Source organism: Arthrobacter sp. PM3 (genome assembly GCF_003352915.1).
Taxonomy (GTDB): Bacteria; Actinomycetota; Actinomycetes; order Actinomycetales; family Micrococcaceae; genus Arthrobacter.
In genome coordinates this window covers 2,772,780-2,790,794 of sequence record NZ_CP022314.1, presented here as the reverse complement: position 1 = coordinate 2,790,794, position 18,015 = coordinate 2,772,780, and the positions used below count along the sequence as shown (strand labels likewise).

At 70.3% G+C, this 18,015-nt stretch carries 16 protein-coding genes; 8 read left to right on the top strand and 8 right to left on the bottom strand.

Annotated elements, in window-relative coordinates; translation table 11 throughout:
- Positions 1–102 precede the first annotated feature (102 nt).
- Positions 103–393: a Trm112 family protein gene (locus tag CFN17_RS12725; protein ID WP_208748100.1), complete on the bottom strand. Its 291-nt coding sequence runs from the start codon at positions 391–393 to the stop codon at positions 103–105.
- A gap of 83 nt (positions 394–476) precedes the next feature.
- Positions 477–866, bottom strand: coding sequence for a DUF3499 domain-containing protein (locus CFN17_RS12720; protein WP_091250737.1), 390 nt, complete (start codon positions 864–866; stop codon positions 477–479).
- 122 nt (positions 867–988) lie between these two features.
- Between CFN17_RS12720 and CFN17_RS12715 the strand changes: the two genes are divergently transcribed.
- Complete coding sequence (locus CFN17_RS12715; protein ID WP_208748099.1) at positions 989–1,540, top strand: metallopeptidase family protein; 552 nt, start codon at positions 989–991, stop codon at positions 1,538–1,540.
- Positions 1,541–1,586: 46 nt separating this feature from the next.
- Here the strand turns inward: CFN17_RS12715 and CFN17_RS12710 are convergent, their stop codons facing one another.
- From CFN17_RS12710 to CFN17_RS12700, 3 genes are read right to left on the bottom strand one after another with little or no spacing between them, the layout of a single operon-like run.
- Positions 1,587–3,287, bottom strand: coding sequence for a DUF5719 family protein (locus tag CFN17_RS12710; protein ID WP_208748098.1), 1,701 nt, complete (start codon positions 3,285–3,287; stop codon positions 1,587–1,589).
- On the bottom strand, positions 3,280–6,645 hold the full coding sequence (locus CFN17_RS12705; RefSeq protein ID WP_208748097.1) for a glycosyltransferase family 2 protein: 3,366 nt from the start codon (positions 6,643–6,645) through the stop codon (positions 3,280–3,282). The genes CFN17_RS12710 and CFN17_RS12705 overlap by 8 nt, the downstream gene beginning before the upstream one ends.
- A 29-nt stretch (positions 6,646–6,674) precedes the next feature.
- Positions 6,675–7,217 (bottom strand): WhiB family transcriptional regulator, encoded by a 543-nt coding sequence (locus tag CFN17_RS12700; protein ID WP_208748096.1) that lies wholly within the window; start codon positions 7,215–7,217, stop codon positions 6,675–6,677.
- Between the two features lie 359 nt (positions 7,218–7,576).
- On the opposite strand from CFN17_RS12700, the gene CFN17_RS12695 reads away from it, so the two are divergent.
- Positions 7,577–8,281: a TIGR03089 family protein gene (locus tag CFN17_RS12695; RefSeq protein ID WP_208748091.1), complete on the top strand. Its 705-nt coding sequence runs from the start codon at positions 7,577–7,579 to the stop codon at positions 8,279–8,281.
- Between the two features lie 14 nt (positions 8,282–8,295).
- Here the strand turns inward: CFN17_RS12695 and CFN17_RS12690 are convergent, their stop codons facing one another.
- Positions 8,296–8,877 (bottom strand): GtrA family protein, encoded by a 582-nt coding sequence (locus CFN17_RS12690; protein WP_208748089.1) that lies wholly within the window; start codon positions 8,875–8,877, stop codon positions 8,296–8,298.
- A 143-nt stretch (positions 8,878–9,020) separates the two neighbouring features.
- Between CFN17_RS12690 and CFN17_RS12685 the strand changes: the two genes are divergently transcribed.
- The 5 genes from CFN17_RS12685 to CFN17_RS12665 all read left to right on the top strand — a co-directional run bounded on the left by CFN17_RS12685 (position 9,021) and on the right by CFN17_RS12665 (position 14,893).
- Entirely contained in the window at positions 9,021–10,217 is a 1,197-nt protein-coding gene (locus CFN17_RS12685; protein ID WP_208748087.1) for a 5-(carboxyamino)imidazole ribonucleotide synthase, read from the top strand.
- Entirely contained in the window at positions 10,214–10,861 is a 648-nt protein-coding gene (gene purE, locus CFN17_RS12680) for a 5-(carboxyamino)imidazole ribonucleotide mutase (RefSeq protein WP_208748085.1), read from the top strand. Before CFN17_RS12685 ends, purE begins: the two co-directional genes overlap by 4 nt.
- A 10-nt stretch (positions 10,862–10,871) precedes the next feature.
- Positions 10,872–12,533, top strand: coding sequence for an LCP family protein (locus CFN17_RS12675; protein WP_208748084.1), 1,662 nt, complete (start codon positions 10,872–10,874; stop codon positions 12,531–12,533).
- A 93-nt stretch (positions 12,534–12,626) separates the two neighbouring features.
- Positions 12,627–13,916 carry a mannose-6-phosphate isomerase, class I gene (gene manA, locus CFN17_RS12670; RefSeq protein WP_208748083.1) on the top strand — a complete coding sequence of 430 codons (1,290 nt, stop codon included), beginning with the start codon at positions 12,627–12,629 and terminating at the stop codon, positions 13,914–13,916.
- A 5-nt stretch (positions 13,917–13,921) separates the two neighbouring features.
- Positions 13,922–14,893 carry a peptidoglycan bridge formation glycyltransferase FemA/FemB family protein gene (locus CFN17_RS12665; RefSeq protein ID WP_208748082.1) on the top strand — a complete coding sequence of 324 codons (972 nt, stop codon included), beginning with the start codon at positions 13,922–13,924 and terminating at the stop codon, positions 14,891–14,893.
- A gap of 41 nt (positions 14,894–14,934) precedes the next feature.
- Here CFN17_RS12665 and galE read toward each other — a convergent pair whose 3' ends face one another.
- Both galE and glpX read right to left on the bottom strand, forming a co-directional pair.
- On the bottom strand, positions 14,935–15,909 hold the full coding sequence (galE, locus tag CFN17_RS12660; protein ID WP_208748081.1) for a UDP-glucose 4-epimerase GalE: 975 nt from the start codon (positions 15,907–15,909) through the stop codon (positions 14,935–14,937).
- A gap of 150 nt (positions 15,910–16,059) precedes the next feature.
- Positions 16,060–17,082, bottom strand: coding sequence for a class II fructose-bisphosphatase (gene glpX / locus CFN17_RS12655; RefSeq protein ID WP_208751478.1), 1,023 nt, complete (start codon positions 17,080–17,082; stop codon positions 16,060–16,062).
- Between the two features lie 222 nt (positions 17,083–17,304).
- Here glpX and CFN17_RS12650 point away from each other — a divergent pair, with 222 nt between their 5' ends.
- On the top strand, positions 17,305–18,012 hold the full coding sequence (locus CFN17_RS12650) for a DUF4245 domain-containing protein (protein WP_261792464.1): 708 nt from the start codon (positions 17,305–17,307) through the stop codon (positions 18,010–18,012).
- The last annotated feature ends 3 nt before the right edge of the window (positions 18,013–18,015 follow it).

Here is an 18,015-nt window from a genome sequence, read left to right as displayed (position 1 = left end):
GTTGGGGCCTGCGTTTGTTCGGGCCTGCGTTGTTGGGGCCTGCGCGGGCAGCGGGTGCTGGGTGATTCCGGGTCTGAGAGTCCGCGGGGCCGCGGATCCGCGCTATTCCGCCGAGTGGCGCGGGCCGGCGGACTGAGCTGCGTCGTGCCGGCCGGCGTCATGCTGGCCTGCGTCGTGCTGGCCTGCGTCGTGCTGATCAGCTGCAGCCGCTGCGGCGGCCGGCAGCAGTTCCGGCGGCAACAGCAGGGGGATGCCGTCCTCGATCCTGTACCTCAGCTTGTCCCCGGCTTCATCGGCCGCGATGCTGACCAGTTCGTCGCCTTCCTGGACCAGGCCGGACCCGGTGACAGGGCATCGCAGGACAGACAACAGATCGGGGCTGAGCTTGGACATGGTGAACGCTCCCTGATGGGCGCCGCGGATGGCGCCGGTGGCTTACGGCTTTTGCAGTTTCCACCCTACCGCCAGTTGTCGGCTTAGGAAGGTTCGCGCAGCACGCGCAGGTGCCCGCGCCGGGTGCCCTCGGCCGGGGCCGGTGCTTCCAGGGCCGGGTGCAGGGTGCGCTGCCCCTTCGCCGGTTCCGCCGCGGCCGGCCGGGAGGCCGCCTCCCGGACCGCGTTCGCGAGGGCCAGGAGGTCATCAGGGCCGGGCCCGGCCGGTGTCGCGGGCATCGCCAGGCGCATGACTTCCCAGCCGCGCGGGACGGTCAGCGAGTCGGCGTGCTGTTCGCAGAGGTCGTAGCAGTGCGGTTCGGCATAGGTGGCCAGCGGGCCCAGGACGGCCGTGGAGTCGGCGTACACGTACGTCAAAGTAGCCACCGCAGAATTGCGGCAGGCAGATCTCGAACAAAGACGAATTGCACCCACGACACCACAGACTACTCCCCCTGCGGACCGGATCCGCGCATTGAAACGCCCGCGGGGGCACGCCGGCGGCTCGCCGACAGGACCGTATCGCGTAAATCATTGCGCGGGTTTAGAGTCAAGATATGCAGTCATCGCACCACTCTTCGGGTTTTACGGTCCGGTTGGCTGACCCCGACGCCGGACAGCCAGGCGCCGGTTCCGCCCCCGCAGGCGCACCCGTGACCGGGGCGGACAGCGCCGTTCGGGGCAAGAGCTTCCGGCAGCGCCGCAGGAACAGGCACGGCCGCGGTCTCCGCGGCGAGCTGATGCTGCCGACACTGCCCGGCTACCGCACCCGTTCGGACCGCTTTGACGACCTCGTCCTGGACTCGGCCCAGCGGCTGCATGACATCTGGGGCAAGCCGCTGGACGGCGTCCGCTTCGCCGTGGACGAGATCCCGCCCGGGCTCGAGCAACTGGTCGCGGACCGCACGCCCGCGCCGATGGGCGCCTATACTGCCGCGACTGCCGAGGACGGCCCGATCATTACCTTGTACCGCCGGGTGGTGGAACAGGCCTGCGGGAGCCGGGATGAACTCCAGGACCTCGTGCACGACGTCGTCGTGGAATACACCGCCGAGATGCTCGGCGTCCCCCCGGAGTCCCTCGACCCGGTCTACCGCCGCCGCTACTAGATGCTCAGCGCCCCACCCTGACGCGGCCGGCCGGTACCTGCGCCAGCTAGTATCCCAGCGTGACGGGCACCTGCTGCTGTCCTGCCGCTTCCGGAGCCACGGCCACCGTGGAAATGTCCTGCCTGCCCTCCCGGCTGAGGAGCACCGCCGCGTAGGCCGGGTCTCCGGAGGCGGCCACCACGTAGCCCACGAGCGGCGAACCGCCCACATCCGCGGGGACGCTGACGGACACCGTGGTTCCGCCGGCAATGTCCGCCGTAGCCGCGGTCCGGATTTTGCCGTCCGCGGTGATGGGTGTGTAGGAGATCCTGGCGTCGCCCTCGGGCGCACCGAACACAAGCTGCCGGTCCCCCGTGCGGGGCACCGGGACAACGTGCTGGCTGCCCAGCCGTGCCGCGGCGGCAGAGTACGCGATGTCGGCGGGGTCCTCCGCCTTCACTCCGCGGGTCACCCGGGCGGTGGCCGCAAAGGAGACATCGGAGCTCGCCGCGACGGTGTAGGTTCCGGCCGGCACGCCGGCCAGTGAAACTTCGGTCACGGTTCCGGCCTTCGCCGTGACCACACCGCCGCCGGGCAGTGCCCGCTGGCCGCCGCGCCCGTACAGCTTGATCTCGACGACCGCGTCGGCCGCCCCGGGGACCGCGATCTGGAGGGCCGGTCCGGCGTCCGCGAAGCCCGGCTTCGCGGTCAGGGCGGCCAGGTCGGAGGCGTCCTGGATGTCCAGGCCCGGGATCACCTGGCGGACGGAGGGGGCGGTGCCGGGCGTGATGAAGTCGACGCCGCCGGGCGTGAGGCCGCGCAGGACGCTTTGCTGGATGACGGCGGCCACGGGGCCGCCGGTGCTGCGGACCCGCACGCCCAGCCGTTCCTGCCCCGGCGCGAGGCCGGCCAGGACGATGGACCGGGTGGTGCCCGGCGCCACGAGCAGGCCGCGGCTTCCCGGTGCCTGGATCTGGCCCTCGGCGCCGAACAGGTCCAGGCTGACCGTCGCCGGCGTGGTCGAAGCGTTGGTGAGGTTCAGCACGGCCGTGCGGCCCAGGGCCGTGTTGGCGCCGACCAGCCAAAGATCGTTGCCGGGCTGCTGGCACGCGGCGGCCGCGGAACCCTGCAGGTCTCCGTCCTCGGCCGCGTAGCTCACCACGGCGCCGGCTGCCGGCTGGTGGTTGCCCTGTGCATCCGCCCTGAGGACGCTGACGCCGTCCACCGCGCGCCCGGACACGACGCCGGCGAGCAGCGCGGGCGTGCGGGGCGCGGCAGAGGGGGCCTGGGATCCGCCGGTGCCCTTGGCGATCTCAACGAGCGCGTCGCCCTTGAGCGGAGCCAGCCGACTGCCGGGGATATCACCGGTGCCCGCTGCAAGGACGGCCGCGCTGACGGCTGTCTTCGCGGTGTCCGATTCCGGGCTGAACTGGGGGTCGGTACCGACCGGGGTGCCTTCGAGCAACCGGGCCGGTCCCGGGCAGACCCCCACGCTGCTGCCGGCGGGCACGGAGGCGACCGGGGCTTCCAGGTGCCGGCTGGCGGGGCTCTGCGGCGCCAGGGACGCCGCCGAGACCAGGCCGCCGCCCGCGGCCACGAGGGCAACGGCCGAGAGGACCCCGCCGATCACGCCGCCGCGGGGCACACGCCGTACCCGCGGCCGGGTCCCGGCGTCGGCGGGCTTGGCGTCGGCGGGCTTGGCGTCGGCCGTGCCGGCGGCCGGCCCGGCGGGAGCCGGGTTCGTGGTGTCGTTCTCGCCCTTAGGCATGCTGGTGTTCCTTACGCAGGGAAGCTTCGCCCCTGGACAGGCCGGGGTTGGACCGGCGGGCAGGCATGGGCAGGGCCAGGAGGACGGTCAAGCCGATCACGACGGCCTGCGCGATGCCGGCCGCGACGGCCCAGGGAGCCTCGTAGCGGATGCTCAGCTGCCCGCCCTGGGCGGGCAGCGTGAACGCCTGCGCCCAGCCCGACGTCGTGGACGTCAGGCGGCGGCCGTCGAGCCAGGCGCTCCAGCCCGGATCGGCGCGGTCGGCGAGGACCACCAGGCGGCCCTCCGGGCCGGCCGGGACGGTGCCGCCGGCCTGGACTTCCTCTGCGGGAAGCAGGCCGACGACGGCCCCGCCTGCGTCCACCACGCGGACCCGGTGTGCGACGTCGGAATCCGTGATGCCGGGGCCGGCCTGGGGGGTGACCCGCCAGAGCCAGCCGGCGCCGGTCTGGCCGACGGCGACAAGGCCGGGGACGGCGTCCATGCGGCTGGCGGTCAGTTCGGAGGCGGAATCGGCGACGCGGAGCACCACAAAGCCGACACCGAGCCGTTCCAGGTCCGGGCGCGGGTCCACGCCCTCGCCGGCCACCACGGTGGCGACGGCGTTCCGGAGGGACGCGGCGACGGCGTCGTCGTCGCGGACCGTCTCCCGGCCCGGCTCCCCCATAATGCTGCGGGCCGCCGTGATCGTGGACAGGGCATCCAGGGTGGTGCCGGCGCCGCGCATCAGGGACGCGTCGAAGGTTCCGTCCTCATTGCTCGTGATCAGGAGCGTCCTGGACTGCTCCGGCCCTTCGCCGCGGTCAACCGCCGTGGCGGGAAGGGTGCGGCTTTGTGCGGGCTGGATGAGCCGCGGCGTGCCAAGGCCCGATGCCTGTGCGGTGCCGCCCCCCGTGCCGGCTGCCGGCGCGGTGGGCTGCACCAGGTTCTGCGCCGTCCAGATCGTGAGCCCGGCCAGGGGCGCGAGCATGAGCAGGGTGATCGCCGTGACCGCGGTGGCGCGGACCAGCACCTTGCGGGCCGGCCGGGCGTCCGTCGTCCGGTCGGCCGCGTCGAGCAACCCTTCCGCCGCGATGATGGCAGCGCCCAGCAGCGCGAACGCGGCGGCGGAGACAGCGGGACCGGGGAAGGGCGTGACCAGCACGTCCGTGCCGGCGCCGGTGGCGACGTGCCCGGCGAGCCAGCCGCCGGCGAGCAGCAGCACCGCCGCCGCCCAAAGGGAGCGCGCGGTGCGGGTGCGTCCGGTCCGGACCAGGGTGCGGGGCATGAAGAGAGCAGTGAGGGCCAGCACGAGTACCGGCAGGCCCAGCAGCAGGGCGGCCAGGAGGGCCCAGGGCAGGGCGGCGAACCCGGCGGTGGCGGAGCCGCCGAAAGCGTCGAGCCCGGTGAGGCCGGCGCCGGCGTCGAAGTTCAGCGGCTGGCCCAGGGCTTGCTGCCACAGCGGCGCGGCGCCAAAGGCGAGCGGCATGCCGGGGTCGGCCAGGAGCGCCCGCGGCCGGTCAATGACCGAGAAGGCAAAGGGCACGAACAGGGCCAGGCTGGGCAGGAGCGCCCACCACACGGTGCGGCCGCGGCGGCCCAGGAACACTCCGCACAGGCCGACGATGACCACCGCGGGCACCAGCAGCGACGGCGCGGCGGCGGTCACCGCGGCCAAGGCGAGGCCCGCGGCGGCCGCGGCTGTCCAGGAAGGCGTCCCGTTGACGCCGGGGCGGGCGGCGGGCCGGGCATTGAGCCGGCCTTGGCCGGGCGCGGGGACGGCGTGGACGCCGTGGCCTGTCGCCGTGCCGGTCGCCCGGAGCAGGGCCAGGACCAGCACCGGAATCATAACGTGGGCTATCAGGGCACCGAGCCGGCCCTGGTTGAGCGCCACCTGGAGTGCAGGGGCCCCGGCCCAGACCAACGCCGCCGCCAGCCGGAGCCGGCGGCGCCGGGTCAGGGCCCCGGAGGCGAACCATGCGCCCAGGGCGGAGAGCGGCATGGCAAGGATCAGCAACCAGCCGACCGCGCCGTTGGCGTCGCCGGCACCGAACACTCCCAGGACCCACAGGAGGTAGCCGAAGGGGTCGCTGTGCCCCGGGAGGCCGGCGCCGAGGCTGATCCACCAGGCGGAGGCATGGTTCCAGATTTCGGACAGGTGCAGCGACACGGGGATCAGGGCGCCGCCGGCCACTGCCGGGGCGCGGAGCAGGCTGAGGAGTCCGGCCAGGGAGACCGCGGTGGTGACGAGGACGGCGAGTACGGCACCGTTACCTACCCATCCCCGGTCCGGGGTGGCGATGGCGGCGAAGTCGTCGGCGTCGCCGGTGGGCTGGTCGCCCAGAAGGCCGGTGCCGGTGGAGCCGTCACCGAAGTCGTCGGCGCCCAGGGCTTCGATGAGGGAACGGCGGTGCGCCCAGACTTCACGGCGGGGGGTCTGCAGCCCCTTCATGACCGAGCGTCGGACGCGTCGCGTTCGTGCGGCGTTGCGCCGCCCGCGGATCACCGCGGCGGGGCGGCCCAGCGCGGCCAGGGTGGCAAGGAGCTGGGAGAACCCGTACCCCGGGTCCTTGACGGCAATGCTCAGGACGAGTTTGTACAGGCTGCCCAGAAGGGCTCCGGCGGCGTGCAGCGGGACTTTCCAGCCGGCCGCGTGCTTGAGCCGCAGATGGACCTGTGCCTTACGCGCGGCGGACGCATTCCCCAGGGCGTGGGGACGGTGCGCGACATGGAACATCCTGGCGCTGGGGACCACCACCACCCGGTGTCCGGCAAGCCGGTTGCGCCAGCAGAAGTCGACGTCGTCTCCGCTGCCGGGCAGGGCCGGATCAAAGCCACGGAGCTCCTCCCAGACGTCGCGGCGGACCAGCATGCCGGCGGAATTGACGGCAAAGGTATCACTGCGGCCGTCGTACTGGCCTTGGTCGAGTTCGTCGGCGTCGATCAGCGTCAGGCGCTCGGCCCAGCGGCTCGTGGACAGGCCGACGTCGATCAGCCGCCGTTCGGTGTGCCAGTCCAGCTGCTTGCAGCCTGCCACTGTGACCGACGGCGCGCGCTCCACCGCATGGAGGAGCTCCGCGAGGGCCTCGGGCGCCGGCGCGGCGTCGTCGTGCAGCAGCCAGATCCACTCAGTGGCCGGCGCACCTCCCGCAGGCCAGGGCGCCAGGGCCTTGAGCCCTGCCGTGACGGCCGCGCCCATTCCGGTCCTGGGCTGATCGAAGACGGTGACACGGTCCTTGCCCAAAGCTTGTTCGAGGAGCGCCGCCGAGTGGTCGCGGGACCCGGTGTCGACACCGAGGACAGCGTCGGCCGGCCGGGTTTGGGCCGCCAGGGCCGCGAGGGTCCGGGGGAGAAAGTCACCGCCGTCGTGGGAGACCACGACGGCGGTGACGCGTACTTCTTGAAGAATTAGACTGCTCGCTTCCTAAGCCGGCGCCGTTCGCGCTCGGACAGGCCGCCCCAGATTCCGAAGCGCTCGTCGTTGGACAAAGCGTATTCGAGGCACTGGGACCGCACGTTGCAGGCGCCGCAGACCTTCTTGGCGTCCCGGGTGGAGCCGCCCTTTTCGGGGAAGAACGCCTCGGGATCTGTCTGGGCACACAACGCATCCGTCTGCCAGCCGAGCTCGCCCTCGTCGTCAAAGTCCTGCCGGGAGGGCAGTCCGATCCAAACCGGCTGCGCGAGGGTGTCGGCCCCGGACGAACGGAGCTCCATGGGCGGGTCAAGGGGATCGTCGTCGTGATCCTGGCCGGCAAGGAGCTCATCGTGCGCTGCGAGGAAGGCCGTTCCGGCTTCCTGCAAGGAGTCCTGGGTGTGTCCGTTGTAGCGGTCTGCCGCGTCCGGATCAGCCGGATCTACGTACCAGTCACTCGGCACCCCCCGCGACCGGTATTTCGCCGTGGCCTGGCCGGCAACTACGGCATCTTCATGGATACGCTCTGCTAGCCCCATGGCGTCCCCCTCCTGATATACAGCCACTGCAAGACCCCCTTGGACACTCGGTTGAGTGCCGGTTTTTGCGCAGTGGCTTTAGATAACTAATTACACGTGTGTAAGTCACCGGGAGTCAAGCCACGGCGGAGATAATAATCAACCCGAAACACAAACCTTGGGACGCCACGCCCGGGATTTTTTTCGTTCCGCCCGCGGGATCCCGCGGAATAATCAGGGTACTGAGTACTTTTTGGGGTTTTTCTTGAATTTTCGGGAAATTTCCCGCAACGCCGCCGCGGGGCACCGAAAGCCGGAACCGGCCGGCATGACGGACATCACAGCACCGGTGTCCGGATGGCCCGTGGCAAGATGAAGGCATGAGCATCCCGGCAATCGAACTGATGACAGCCCTGCGGTCCGGCCAGTCCACGGCGCCCCGGCTGACCTGGTACGGCCCCGATTCCGAGCGGGTTGAACTGTCCGGCCGCGTGCTGGATAACTGGGTGGCGAAGACGTCCAACCTGCTGCAGGATGAGCTCGACGCCGAACCGGGCATGCGGCTGCGGCTGGACCTGCCCGCCCACTGGAAGTCGGTGATCCTGGCCCTGGCGGCCTGGCAGCTTGGCATGGAAGTGGTCACCGGGGACGCGGAGGCGGAGCTGCTGGCCACCGCCGATCCCGGCCCCGGCGCCGCGGCCGGCGGGGTCGACGCCGTTCTCGCGGTGGCGCTGCCGGCCCTGGCCATGCGCTGGCAGGGCGGGCTGCCCACCGGCGTCCTGGACTACGCCGCCGAGGTCCGCTCGCACGGCGACGTCTTCATGCCCCACGTCGACCCGGAGGCCGGACGACCCGCCATCCGCACCGCGAAGGGGGCCGTCCACGTGCACGGCGCACTGCTGGCGGACTTTGCCGCCGCTCACGACGCCGGCCAGCGGCTGCTGGTGCCCGCCGCCGAGGGCCTGGAAAGCGTCCTGGCGCAGGCACTGGGAACGTGGAAGAGCGACGGTTCCGTGGTCCTGGTCCACCCCGAGGTCGAGGTGACAGGCAAGTTGCGCGCCGCCGAGCGGATCAGCGGGAACTGAACGCGGGCCGGGCCTCAGGCCGGGGGGCCGGGGAGTTCAGGGTCCTTGACGGCCTCCCTGGACTTGGCGGCCTCCCCCGGGACGCTCACGCCGGGACGGGCATGTGGGTGCCGTTCGATGATCTCGTGGTCGTGGGAGAACTCCGGCTCGTCGTCGAGTTCCTGGTTGAACACCAGGAAACGGTAGGCGAAGAACCGGACGACGGTTGCGACCAGGATGCCGACGACGCCCGCCAGGAAGAGCATGTTCTTGTCGGTGATGCCCAGCCCGTACTTCGCCGCCGCGGTGAGGCCGGTGGAGATACCGATTCCGATCCCGTTAATGATGACGAACATCACGAATTCGCGCAGCACATTGGCCTGCCGGCGGTGCCGGAACGTCCAGAAACGGTTGGCAACCCACGAGAACACCGTGGCCACGCTCGCTCCGAAAAAGCGTGCCTTCGCCTCGCTGTCAGTCATGGGGCCATGCATCAGGTAGTACGTGAGCCCGTTATCGATGACGAACGCGATGCCGCCGACGGCGCCGAACTTGGCCACTTCGCGCCAGAACAGCGAGGCCAGCCCGCGCATGCGCTCGGTAAGTGTAGTAATCATGATCCTCCGTGGCCTTTTGGAACTGTAGGCCATTGGGCCAAACGCCCATTTTAGCGCCGTTTCCTTGGGAGTCCGCCCGCGCGGTCCGCGCTGGCGGATCGCAAAAGCCGGGTTCCAGCGAGGTTTTCGGTAGGCTGGGACTTGTGACTTTTCCAGTAATCGGTGTTGTTGGCGGCGGCCAGCTTGCCCGCATGATGGCCCCTGCCGCGACTGCCCTGGGCTTCGAGCTCCGTGTCCTTGCCGAAGGCGAGGACGTCTCAGCAGTCTCTGCCGTGGCGAACGCCCCGGTCGGCGACTACAAGGATCTCGACCACCTGCTCGAGTTCTCCCGCGGCCTGGACGTTCTGACCTTCGACCACGAGCACGTCCCGACCGCACACCTGCGCTCCCTGATCGACGCCGGCGTCAACGTCCATCCCGGCCCGGATGCGCTGGTCAACGCCCAGGACAAGCTTGTGATGCGCGCCGCGATCGACCGGCTGGAGCTGCCCAACCCCCGCTGGGCCGCCGTCGCCAGTGTCGCGGACCTCGTCGCCTTCGGCGAGGAGACCGGCTGGCCCGTGGTGCTGAAGACGCCGCGCGGCGGCTATGACGGCAAGGGCGTGCGGATCGTGGCTTCAGCCGCGGACGCGGAAGAGACCGCCGACTGGTTCGAGGCCATGTCTCCCCTGTTGGCCGAAGCCAAAGTGGAATTCAGCCGCGAACTCTCGGCCATGGTCGCACGGACCCCGGACGGCGAATGCCGCGCCTGGCCGGTGGTCCACACCATCCAGGTGGACGGGGTGTGCGATGAGGTGATTGCGCCCGCACTGGAGATTTCCCTTGAAGTCGCAGCTGCTGCGGAAAACGCCGCGATCCGGATCGCCAACGAACTCGGCGTGACGGGCGTCATGGCCGTGGAGCTGTTCGAGACGCCCGGCACGGGTGCCGGGTTCCTGATCAACGAGCTCGCGATGCGCCCGCACAACACCGGGCACTGGACCCAGGACGGCTCGGTGACGAGCCAGTTCGAGCAGCACCTGCGGGCCATCCTGAACCTGCCACTGGGCGCCACCGATCTCCTGGGACCGGTCGTGGTGATGAAGAACTTCCTCGGCGGAGCCAACCAGGACCTCTACTCCGCCTACCCGGCCGCCCTCGCGAGCGAACCCGCCGTGAAGGTGCACTGCTACGGCAAGGCCGTCCGGCCCGGGCGGAAGATCGGCCACGTCAACCTCGTGGGCACTTCTGCGGCCGACGTCGACGCCGTGCGGCAGCGGGCCACCACTGTGGCCGACATCATCCGGAACGGCCGGGCCGGGGCCGGCACAACGACGGCGACTGCCGAGGAGAGCGCATGAGCACCGCACCGCACACCGCAGACACCACCGAGGCCGGCACCGCGGCCGACGCGCCGATCGTGGGCCTTGTCATGGGCTCGGACTCGGACTGGCCGGTCATGGAGGCCGCCGCCGAGGCACTGGCCGAGTTCGGGATCCCGTTCGAGGCCGACGTCGTCTCCGCCCACCGGATGCCCACGGAGATGATCCGCTACGGCCAGAGCGCCCACGAGCGCGGGCTGCGCGTCATCATCGCCGGCGCCGGCGGCGCGGCGCATCTTCCCGGCATGCTCGCCTCGGTCACGCCGCTGCCCGTGATCGGCGTCCCCGTGCCGCTGAAGACCCTTGACGGCATGGATTCCCTGCTGTCCATCGTGCAAATGCCCGCCGGGGTTCCGGTCGCCACCGTCTCGATCGGCGGGGCGCGCAACGCCGGGCTCCTGGCCGTGCGCATGCTGGCCTCGGGCACGGACGCGTACGCACGCCAGCTCCGGGCGGACCTGCTGGACTTCGCCCAGGAACTCAACGACGTCGCGACCCGGAAGGGCGCGAACCTCCGGCAGAAGGTCGGCGAAGTCTTCGCGGACGGCAACGTCACAGTGCGAAGCAGCCAGAAAGACAGCCAAAAAGACAGCCAAAAAGACAGCCAGAAAGGCAGCCATTAGGGATCCCCGCATGAGCAACGGCTACGCCCCCACCCGCGGCACCGAACCTCCCGGGCAGCCCCGGACGGCGCCCGGCGACCCGGTCCGGCACCCGTCCGGCGCCCCTGCCCCGGTGCTGACCAAGCGGGCGTTCGTCCTGGTCCTCATGACGCTGCTGGTACCCGGCAGCGCCCAGATCGTCGCGGGCAACCGCCGGCTGGGACGGGCCGCGCTGCGCGTGACCATCACCGTCTGGGCGCTGGCCTTGCTCGCCCTGCTCCTCCTCCTGCTGTCGCGCTCCACGCTGATCAACATCCTCGCCGGCACGTGGCCGTCGTTTCTCCTCGTGGTCGGGCTCGCCCTGCTGGCCATTGGCTGGGCCGCCTTGTTCCTCAACACGCTCCGGCTCATCCGCCCCGGGCTGCTCAGCCCCCGGGCCCGCCCCGCGGTGGTGCTGGCGCTGGTACTTGCGATGATCCTCAGCAGCGGATCCCTGGGCTACGCGGCCTATCTGCTCAACGTCAGCCGGGATGCGATCGGCAGCATCTTCTCCGGTTCCGGCCCCACCCTCGAACCCTCCGACGGCCGGTACAACTTCCTCATGATGGGCGGGGATGCCGGAGCGGACCGCACCGGCCGCCGGCCGGACAGCCTGTCGGTGATCAGCGTCGACGCCAAGACCGGCAGCACCGCCATCATCTCGGTGCCCCGCAACCTCCAGAACGCCCAGTTCAGCGCGGACTCTCCCATGCGCCAGATCTACCCCGACGGGTACAACTGCGGCGATGAGTGCCTGGTCAACGCGATCAACACCGAGGTCACCAACGAGCACCGGGACCTCTATCCCGGGGTGGCCGATCCCGGAGCGCAGGCGACCATGGAAGCTGTGTCCGGGACACTGGGCATCAAGGTTCAGGCGTATGTGCTCGTGGACATGGACGGTTTCTCCAAGCTCATCGACGCCATGGGCGGCATACGGATCAAGGCCGGCGGCTGGGTCCCGATCAGCGGACCGATGGTGGATGAGGCCAACGGCATCCACGGCATGCCGGACGGCTGGATTCCGGCCGGTGACCAGAAGCTCGACGGCTTCCATGCGCTCTGGTACGGCCGGTCCCGGGAATTCGTGGACGACTACGCCCGGATCCAGCGCCAGCAGTGCGTCCAGCAGGCGATGCTGAAGCAGCTCGACCCGGCCACCCTGCTCGCCAAGTTCGAGGACATCGCCAAGGCCGGCACCAAGGTGGTCGAGTCAAACATCTCCTCCGGCCAGCTCGGCAGCTTCGTGGACCTGGCCCTGAAGGCCAAGGGCCAGGACGTCAGCCGCCTGACCATCGGCCCGCCCGACTTCGACCCGGCATTCTCCACCTCCCCGGACTTCGATGTCATCCACGCGCGGGTGGCCAAGCTGCTGGCGGCCCCGTCGACCGGGGCCGCCGCACCCGCCGTCCCCGGCGACACGATCGTGCAGCCCGGGACGGGCGCCGGGCCGGTCACGGCCGCCGGGCCGCTTCCCGCGGACGCCGCACCGGCCACCCAGCCCTCGCCGTCGTCGTCGGACTTCACCCCGGTGACCACCACCCCCGACGGGCAGCCGATCACCGAAGAGATGCTCAACCAGTTCAAGCGCAACGGGGACGAGCAGTCCATCCGGGATCTTGTTGCCACCAACGGCCAGTGTGCACCGCTCTAGGGACACGGCGCCTCCCTGCGGGCAGTGGCATGATGCCGGGCAGTGACAAGATACAGCGTGACCACACTTCATTGACCAGATAGGTTCCAGGCCATGTACGCACTAGAGAACGTCCTCCGGCCCTACGCCTGGGGCTCCCCGACGGCCATCGCCGATCTGCTGGGACGCCGGCCCTCCGGCGGCCCGGAAGCCGAGCTTTGGATCGGCGCCCACCCGGACTCCCCGTCCGTCGCCCTGACGGCGGCGGCCGGCGGGGCGGGGCGGCACACGCCCGAGGCCGACGACGGCGGGCGGCTGGCCCTGGACGCGCTGATCGCCCGGGACCCCGAACACTGTCTGGGCAGCGCTAGCGTGGCCGAGTTCGGCCCGCGGCTGCCGTTCCTGCTCAAGGTCCTGGCCGCCGAGACGCCGCTGTCCCTGCAGGTGCACCCGACCGCCGCCCAGGCCCGGGAGGGGTTCGCGCGGGAAGAGGCCGCAGGGGTGGACCACGCCGCCCCGGACCGCAACTACAAGGACGCCTTCCACAAGCCCGAGATGATCCTGGCGCTGACCCCGTTCGAGGCGCTCTGCGGGTTCCGGCCGGCGGCCGCATCCCGCGCCGTCTTCGAACACCTGGCGGCGTGTTTCGACCTCGCCGGGCTTGAGCTGCCGCCGCTGGTCCCGCAGCTGCTCACCGACCTGGCACAGCCCGACGAATCCGCAGCCCTCCGCGCCGCCTTCGAACGGCTCATCACCGGCGGCGCCGAGGTCTCCGACGCGACCGCCCTGATTGTTTCGGCGCTCGTCTCCGGCGCCCCGCAGGGACAGCACGAGGCGGCGCTGACCACGGCCGTGGACCTCAACGACCGGTACCCGGGCGACCCGGGCGTCCTGATCTCGCTGCTGCTGAACCGCATCTCCCTGGACCCCGGGCAGGCGGTCTACCTGCCCGCCGGCAACGTCCACGCCTACCTCCACGGTCTCGGAATCGAGGTCATGGCGTCCTCAGACAACGTGCTCCGCGGCGGGCTGACGCCGAAATTCGTGGATGTGCCGGAGCTGCTCAAGACGGTCGCGTTCGAGGCCGTGGCCGTGCCGATGCTTCCCGCCCAGACCACCATGCTGGGCCAGGAACTCTTCCGGCCGCCGTTCCGCGAATTCCAGCTCCAGCGCGTTGAGCTGGCCCCGGGGGCCGAGCCCGTCCCGTTGGCGCAGTCCGGTGCCGCCGTCCTGATCGTGGTCGGCGGTTCGGTCCGCCTCGACTCCCCCAAGGGCGAGCTCCGGCTGGATCGCGGCGCCAGCGCCTTCCTGCCCGCCGCCGAGGCCCCGGTCAACGTCCATGCCGTCTCCGGCGCCGACGCCCCCGCCCTCGCATTCGCCGTCACCACCGCACTGGAAGCCTGAGATCCATGGACTATTTCCTGCAGAGCCCGCAGTGGGCACAGTTCCAGCGTTCCCTGGGGCGCACCGTCCACGAAGAGTCCGGACCGGGGTGGCGCTTCCTCGCGGTGGAGGAATCGAATCCGGCCGGCAAGCTGCTGTACTCCCCCTATGGTCCGGTCGCCGACTCCCTGGCCGCGTTCGACGCCGCGCTGGCGGCCCTGACGGATCTCGCCCGGACCAGGGGGGCCGTGTTTGTCCGGGTTGAGCCGGTCACCGCGGGGTTCGGTGCCGCGGAGGCCGGCGCCGTGCTTCGCGGCCGCGGCCTGCAGCCGGCGCCGGCCAACCAGCAGCCGGAGCTGAGCTGGATCGTGGACCTTGACCGTGATTTCAAGGATGTCCTGGCGGACATGAAGCCGGTGAACCGGAACCTGTACCGCAACATCCACAAGAAGGGCGTGACCTTCCGCTCCAGCCAGGATCCGGCGGAAATCTCTGTGCTGCTGGACTTCCTGCACATGACAGCGGCGCGCAACGGCTTCAAGCCGCAAAGCGACGAGTACCTCAGCCAGGTGGCCCGCTCGCTGATGCCGGCCGGGGCCGCGACGCTCTTCGTTGCCGAGCTCGACGGGCACCCCATCGCCGCCGCCCTCGCCTACGATTCGGCCGACACCCGCACGTACGCCCACGCCGCCCTGGACGACACGCACCGCAAGCTCAGCGCCGGGATTCCGCTGCTCGTCACCCTGATCGCCGATGCCCAGGCGAAGGGCCTCAAGCATGTGGACCTGTGGGGCGTGGCGCCCGCGGACCAGCCCGACCACAAGTGGGCCGGGTTCACGGCGTTCAAGAAGTCCTTTGGCGGCCGCGAGATTGCCTACCCGGGGACCTGGGACCTTCCGGTGAGGAAGGTCCGGTACGGCAGCTACCAGCTGGCCCGCAGGGGCGCCCAGCTCGCCAAGACGCTGCGTGCCCGGTCCCGGGCGCTGACAAACCGCTGACGCGCCGCCGTCGAACGACCCGGCGGCCCCGGCCGGCGGCCCTAGCCGGCTGCGGTGATGGCGTGCTGCTGGGCGTCGTAGGCGCTGGCCACCATCTGCTCCACGGAGTGCCGCATCTTCCAGTTGAGGTCGCGGGCGGCGAGCGTGCCGTCGGCGACGATCCGGTCCGGGTCCCCGGCCCTGCGGGGGCCGATCTCGGGTTCGAAGTCGATGCCGGTGACCTTGGCCATCGCCGTCATGATCTGGCGCACGGACAGTCCGTCGCCGGACCCGAGGTTGTACACGCGCTCCAGCGGTTTTCCGGCGGCGAGAGCCTGGGCGGCGGCCACGTGGGAGGTCGCGAGGTCGGCCACGTGCACGTAGTCGCGCACGCAGGTGCCGTCCGGCGTGTTGTAGTCGATGCCGTTGATGCGCGGGGTCTGGCCCGCCGTGAGCGCCCGCAGCACGATCGGGAACAGGTTGTGGGGGCTGGTGTCATAGAGCTCCGGCGCGCCGGAACCGACCACGTTGAAGTACCGCAGCGAGGTGTGGCTCAGTCCCCGGGCCCGGCCCTGGTCCCGGATCAGCCATTCGCCGATGAGCTTGCTCTCGCCGTACGGGGATTCCGGGTTGGTGGGTGTGTCCTCGGTGACGAGGTCGCCGGTGGGCGTGCCGTAGGTGGCCGCCGAGGAGGAGAAGACCATTTTGTCCACACCGGTGAGCTCCATGGCCTTGAGCAGCTGCGCGGTGCCGGTGACGTTCTGTTCGTAGGTCAGCAGCGGCTCCTGGACGGAAACCCCGGCGTACTTGAAACCCGCCAGGTGGATCACGCCGGTCACCGCGTGGTTCCGCAGCGTGTGGGCCACGAGGTCGGCGTCGAGGATGCTGCCGTGGATGAACGGCACGTCGGCCGGGACGAACTCACGGTGCCCGCTGGACAGGGAGTCGATCACCACCGGCTGGATTCGGGCCCCGCGCAAGGCGGACACCACATGAGAACCGATATATCCTGCACCGCCAGTTACAAGCCACGTCATGGTTCCACCCTACCGAATCGGCCGGGCCCGGTACCGTACCGCGGCGCGCGGCACCGCAATTAAGACACGTCAATTAAGACGGCGAATCCCGGGGCGCTGCTGCGGCCCCGGGATTCGCGGTACCCGGTCTTGCTGAGTGTTGGGCGGGTGCTAGCTCTTGCGGGCGTAGCCTTCCCACTTGCTGGCCTGGTGCTCGCCGTCGACAAACCGGATGGTGCCGGACTTGGAGCGCATCACGATGGACTGGGTGAGGACCTTGTCCTTGGAGTAGCGGACACCCTTGAGGAGGTCGCCGTCGGTGATGCCGGTGGCCGCGAAGTAGCAGTTGTCGCTGGAGACGAGGTCGTTGGTCGAGAGCACCCGCTCGAGGTCGTGGCCGGCGTCGATCGCCTTCTGCTTTTCCTCATCGCTCGTCGGCCACAGGCGGCCCTGGATGACGCCGCCGAGGGACTTGATCGCGCAGGCCGCGACAATGCCTTCCGGGGTGCCGCCGATACCCATGAGGGCGTCGACGCCGGTACCGGCGCGGGCGGCCGCGATGGCCCCCGCGACGTCGCCGTCCATGATGAACTTGGTGCGGGCACCGGCTTCGCGAATTTCCTCCACCAGCGGGCGGTGCCGGTCGCGGTCCAGGATCATGACGTTGAGCTGGTTGACCTTGACGCCCTTGGCCTTGGCGATCAGGTGCAGGTTCTGCTTGACCGGCAGGCGCAGGTCAACCATGTCGGCCGCTTCCGGGCCGGTGACGAGCTTTTCCATGTAGAACACGGCGGAGGGGTCGAACATGGAGCCGCGTTCGGCCACCGCGAGCACGGCCAGGGCGTTGTTGATGCCCAGGGCGGTCAGGCGCGTGCCGTCGATGGGGTCGACGGCGACGTCGACCTCGGGGCCCGTGCCGTCGCCGACGCGCTCCCCGTTGAAGAGCATCGGGGCCTCGTCCTTCTCGCCTTCGCCGATGACCACCACGCCGTTGAAGTGCACGGTCTGCAGGAAGGAACGCATGGCGTCCACAGCCGCGCCGTCGGCCTTGTTCTTGTCGCCGAAGCCCACCCAGTGGCCGCCCGCGATGGCCGCGGCCTCGGTGACGCGGACAAGTTCCAAGGCGAGGTTGCGGTCAGGCTCGTCGATTCCGACGGCGAGCGAGGGGGAAAGCGTCGAGTACTTCTGGGACATAGGCGCTGGTGTCACGTGAACCTCTTCTTCGAGTGGCGGTCGTTGAAACCGAACGGCCAGGATCGATCCGTCGCGGTGGTTTGTCTGATTCTGATCATAGTCGGGGCAGCGTCGCCAGGGCATGGGATGACACCCGCGTGACGCACTTCACCCGCGGACGGGCCCAAGCGCCGCGAATGTGAGATCGGCCCTCACATGCGCGACTATAGAGGGGTGAGCGAAATGCAGGACACCTCCCCCGCCGCCCCCGGTTCAACGTCTGGCGGCACCCCCGCGGCAGCCCCGGACGCGGCCGGGCAAGCCCCCGTCAAGCCCGTCATCGCCGCCGCGGCGGCCAAACGCGCGAACGCCTCGGTCATGGGCATGATCATCGCGCTCCTGGTGAGCATCGCCGCGTTCCTGCCGATCGTGCTCATGAACCCGGCGCCCAAGTCCGACGGGTACCGGCCGAACATCAACGTCAGCGCCATCGCGCAGAACGCGGCGGATGTGGCGGGATTCACACCCGTTGCGGTCAATACCGGTGACACATTCCGTGCCAACTATGCCCGCTGGGAATCCGGCGCGGGCAGCGGCGTCCCCGCGTGGGAAGTCGGCTACCTGACACCCAAGGAGTCGTTCATCGGCCTCGTGCAGACCCGCCAGGCCAACCCCACCTGGCTCCTGCAGCAGACCAAGAGCGCGCCGGTAACCGGAACCCGGAACGCCGGCGGCCGCGACTGGGAACTGCGCGACGCCGGCAAGGGCGAGAAATCCATGGTCCTGACCGACCGCGGCACCACCGTCATCCTGAACGGATCCGCCTCGCTGGAGGAGTTCTCCACCCTGGCCGCGGCCGTGGTGAAGTCACTGGAAAGCAATCCTCCCGCAGGTGCCGCCCCCGGCACCGCCGCCGCAACAGTTTCCCCCTCGGCCAGCCCCGCACCGTAAAGT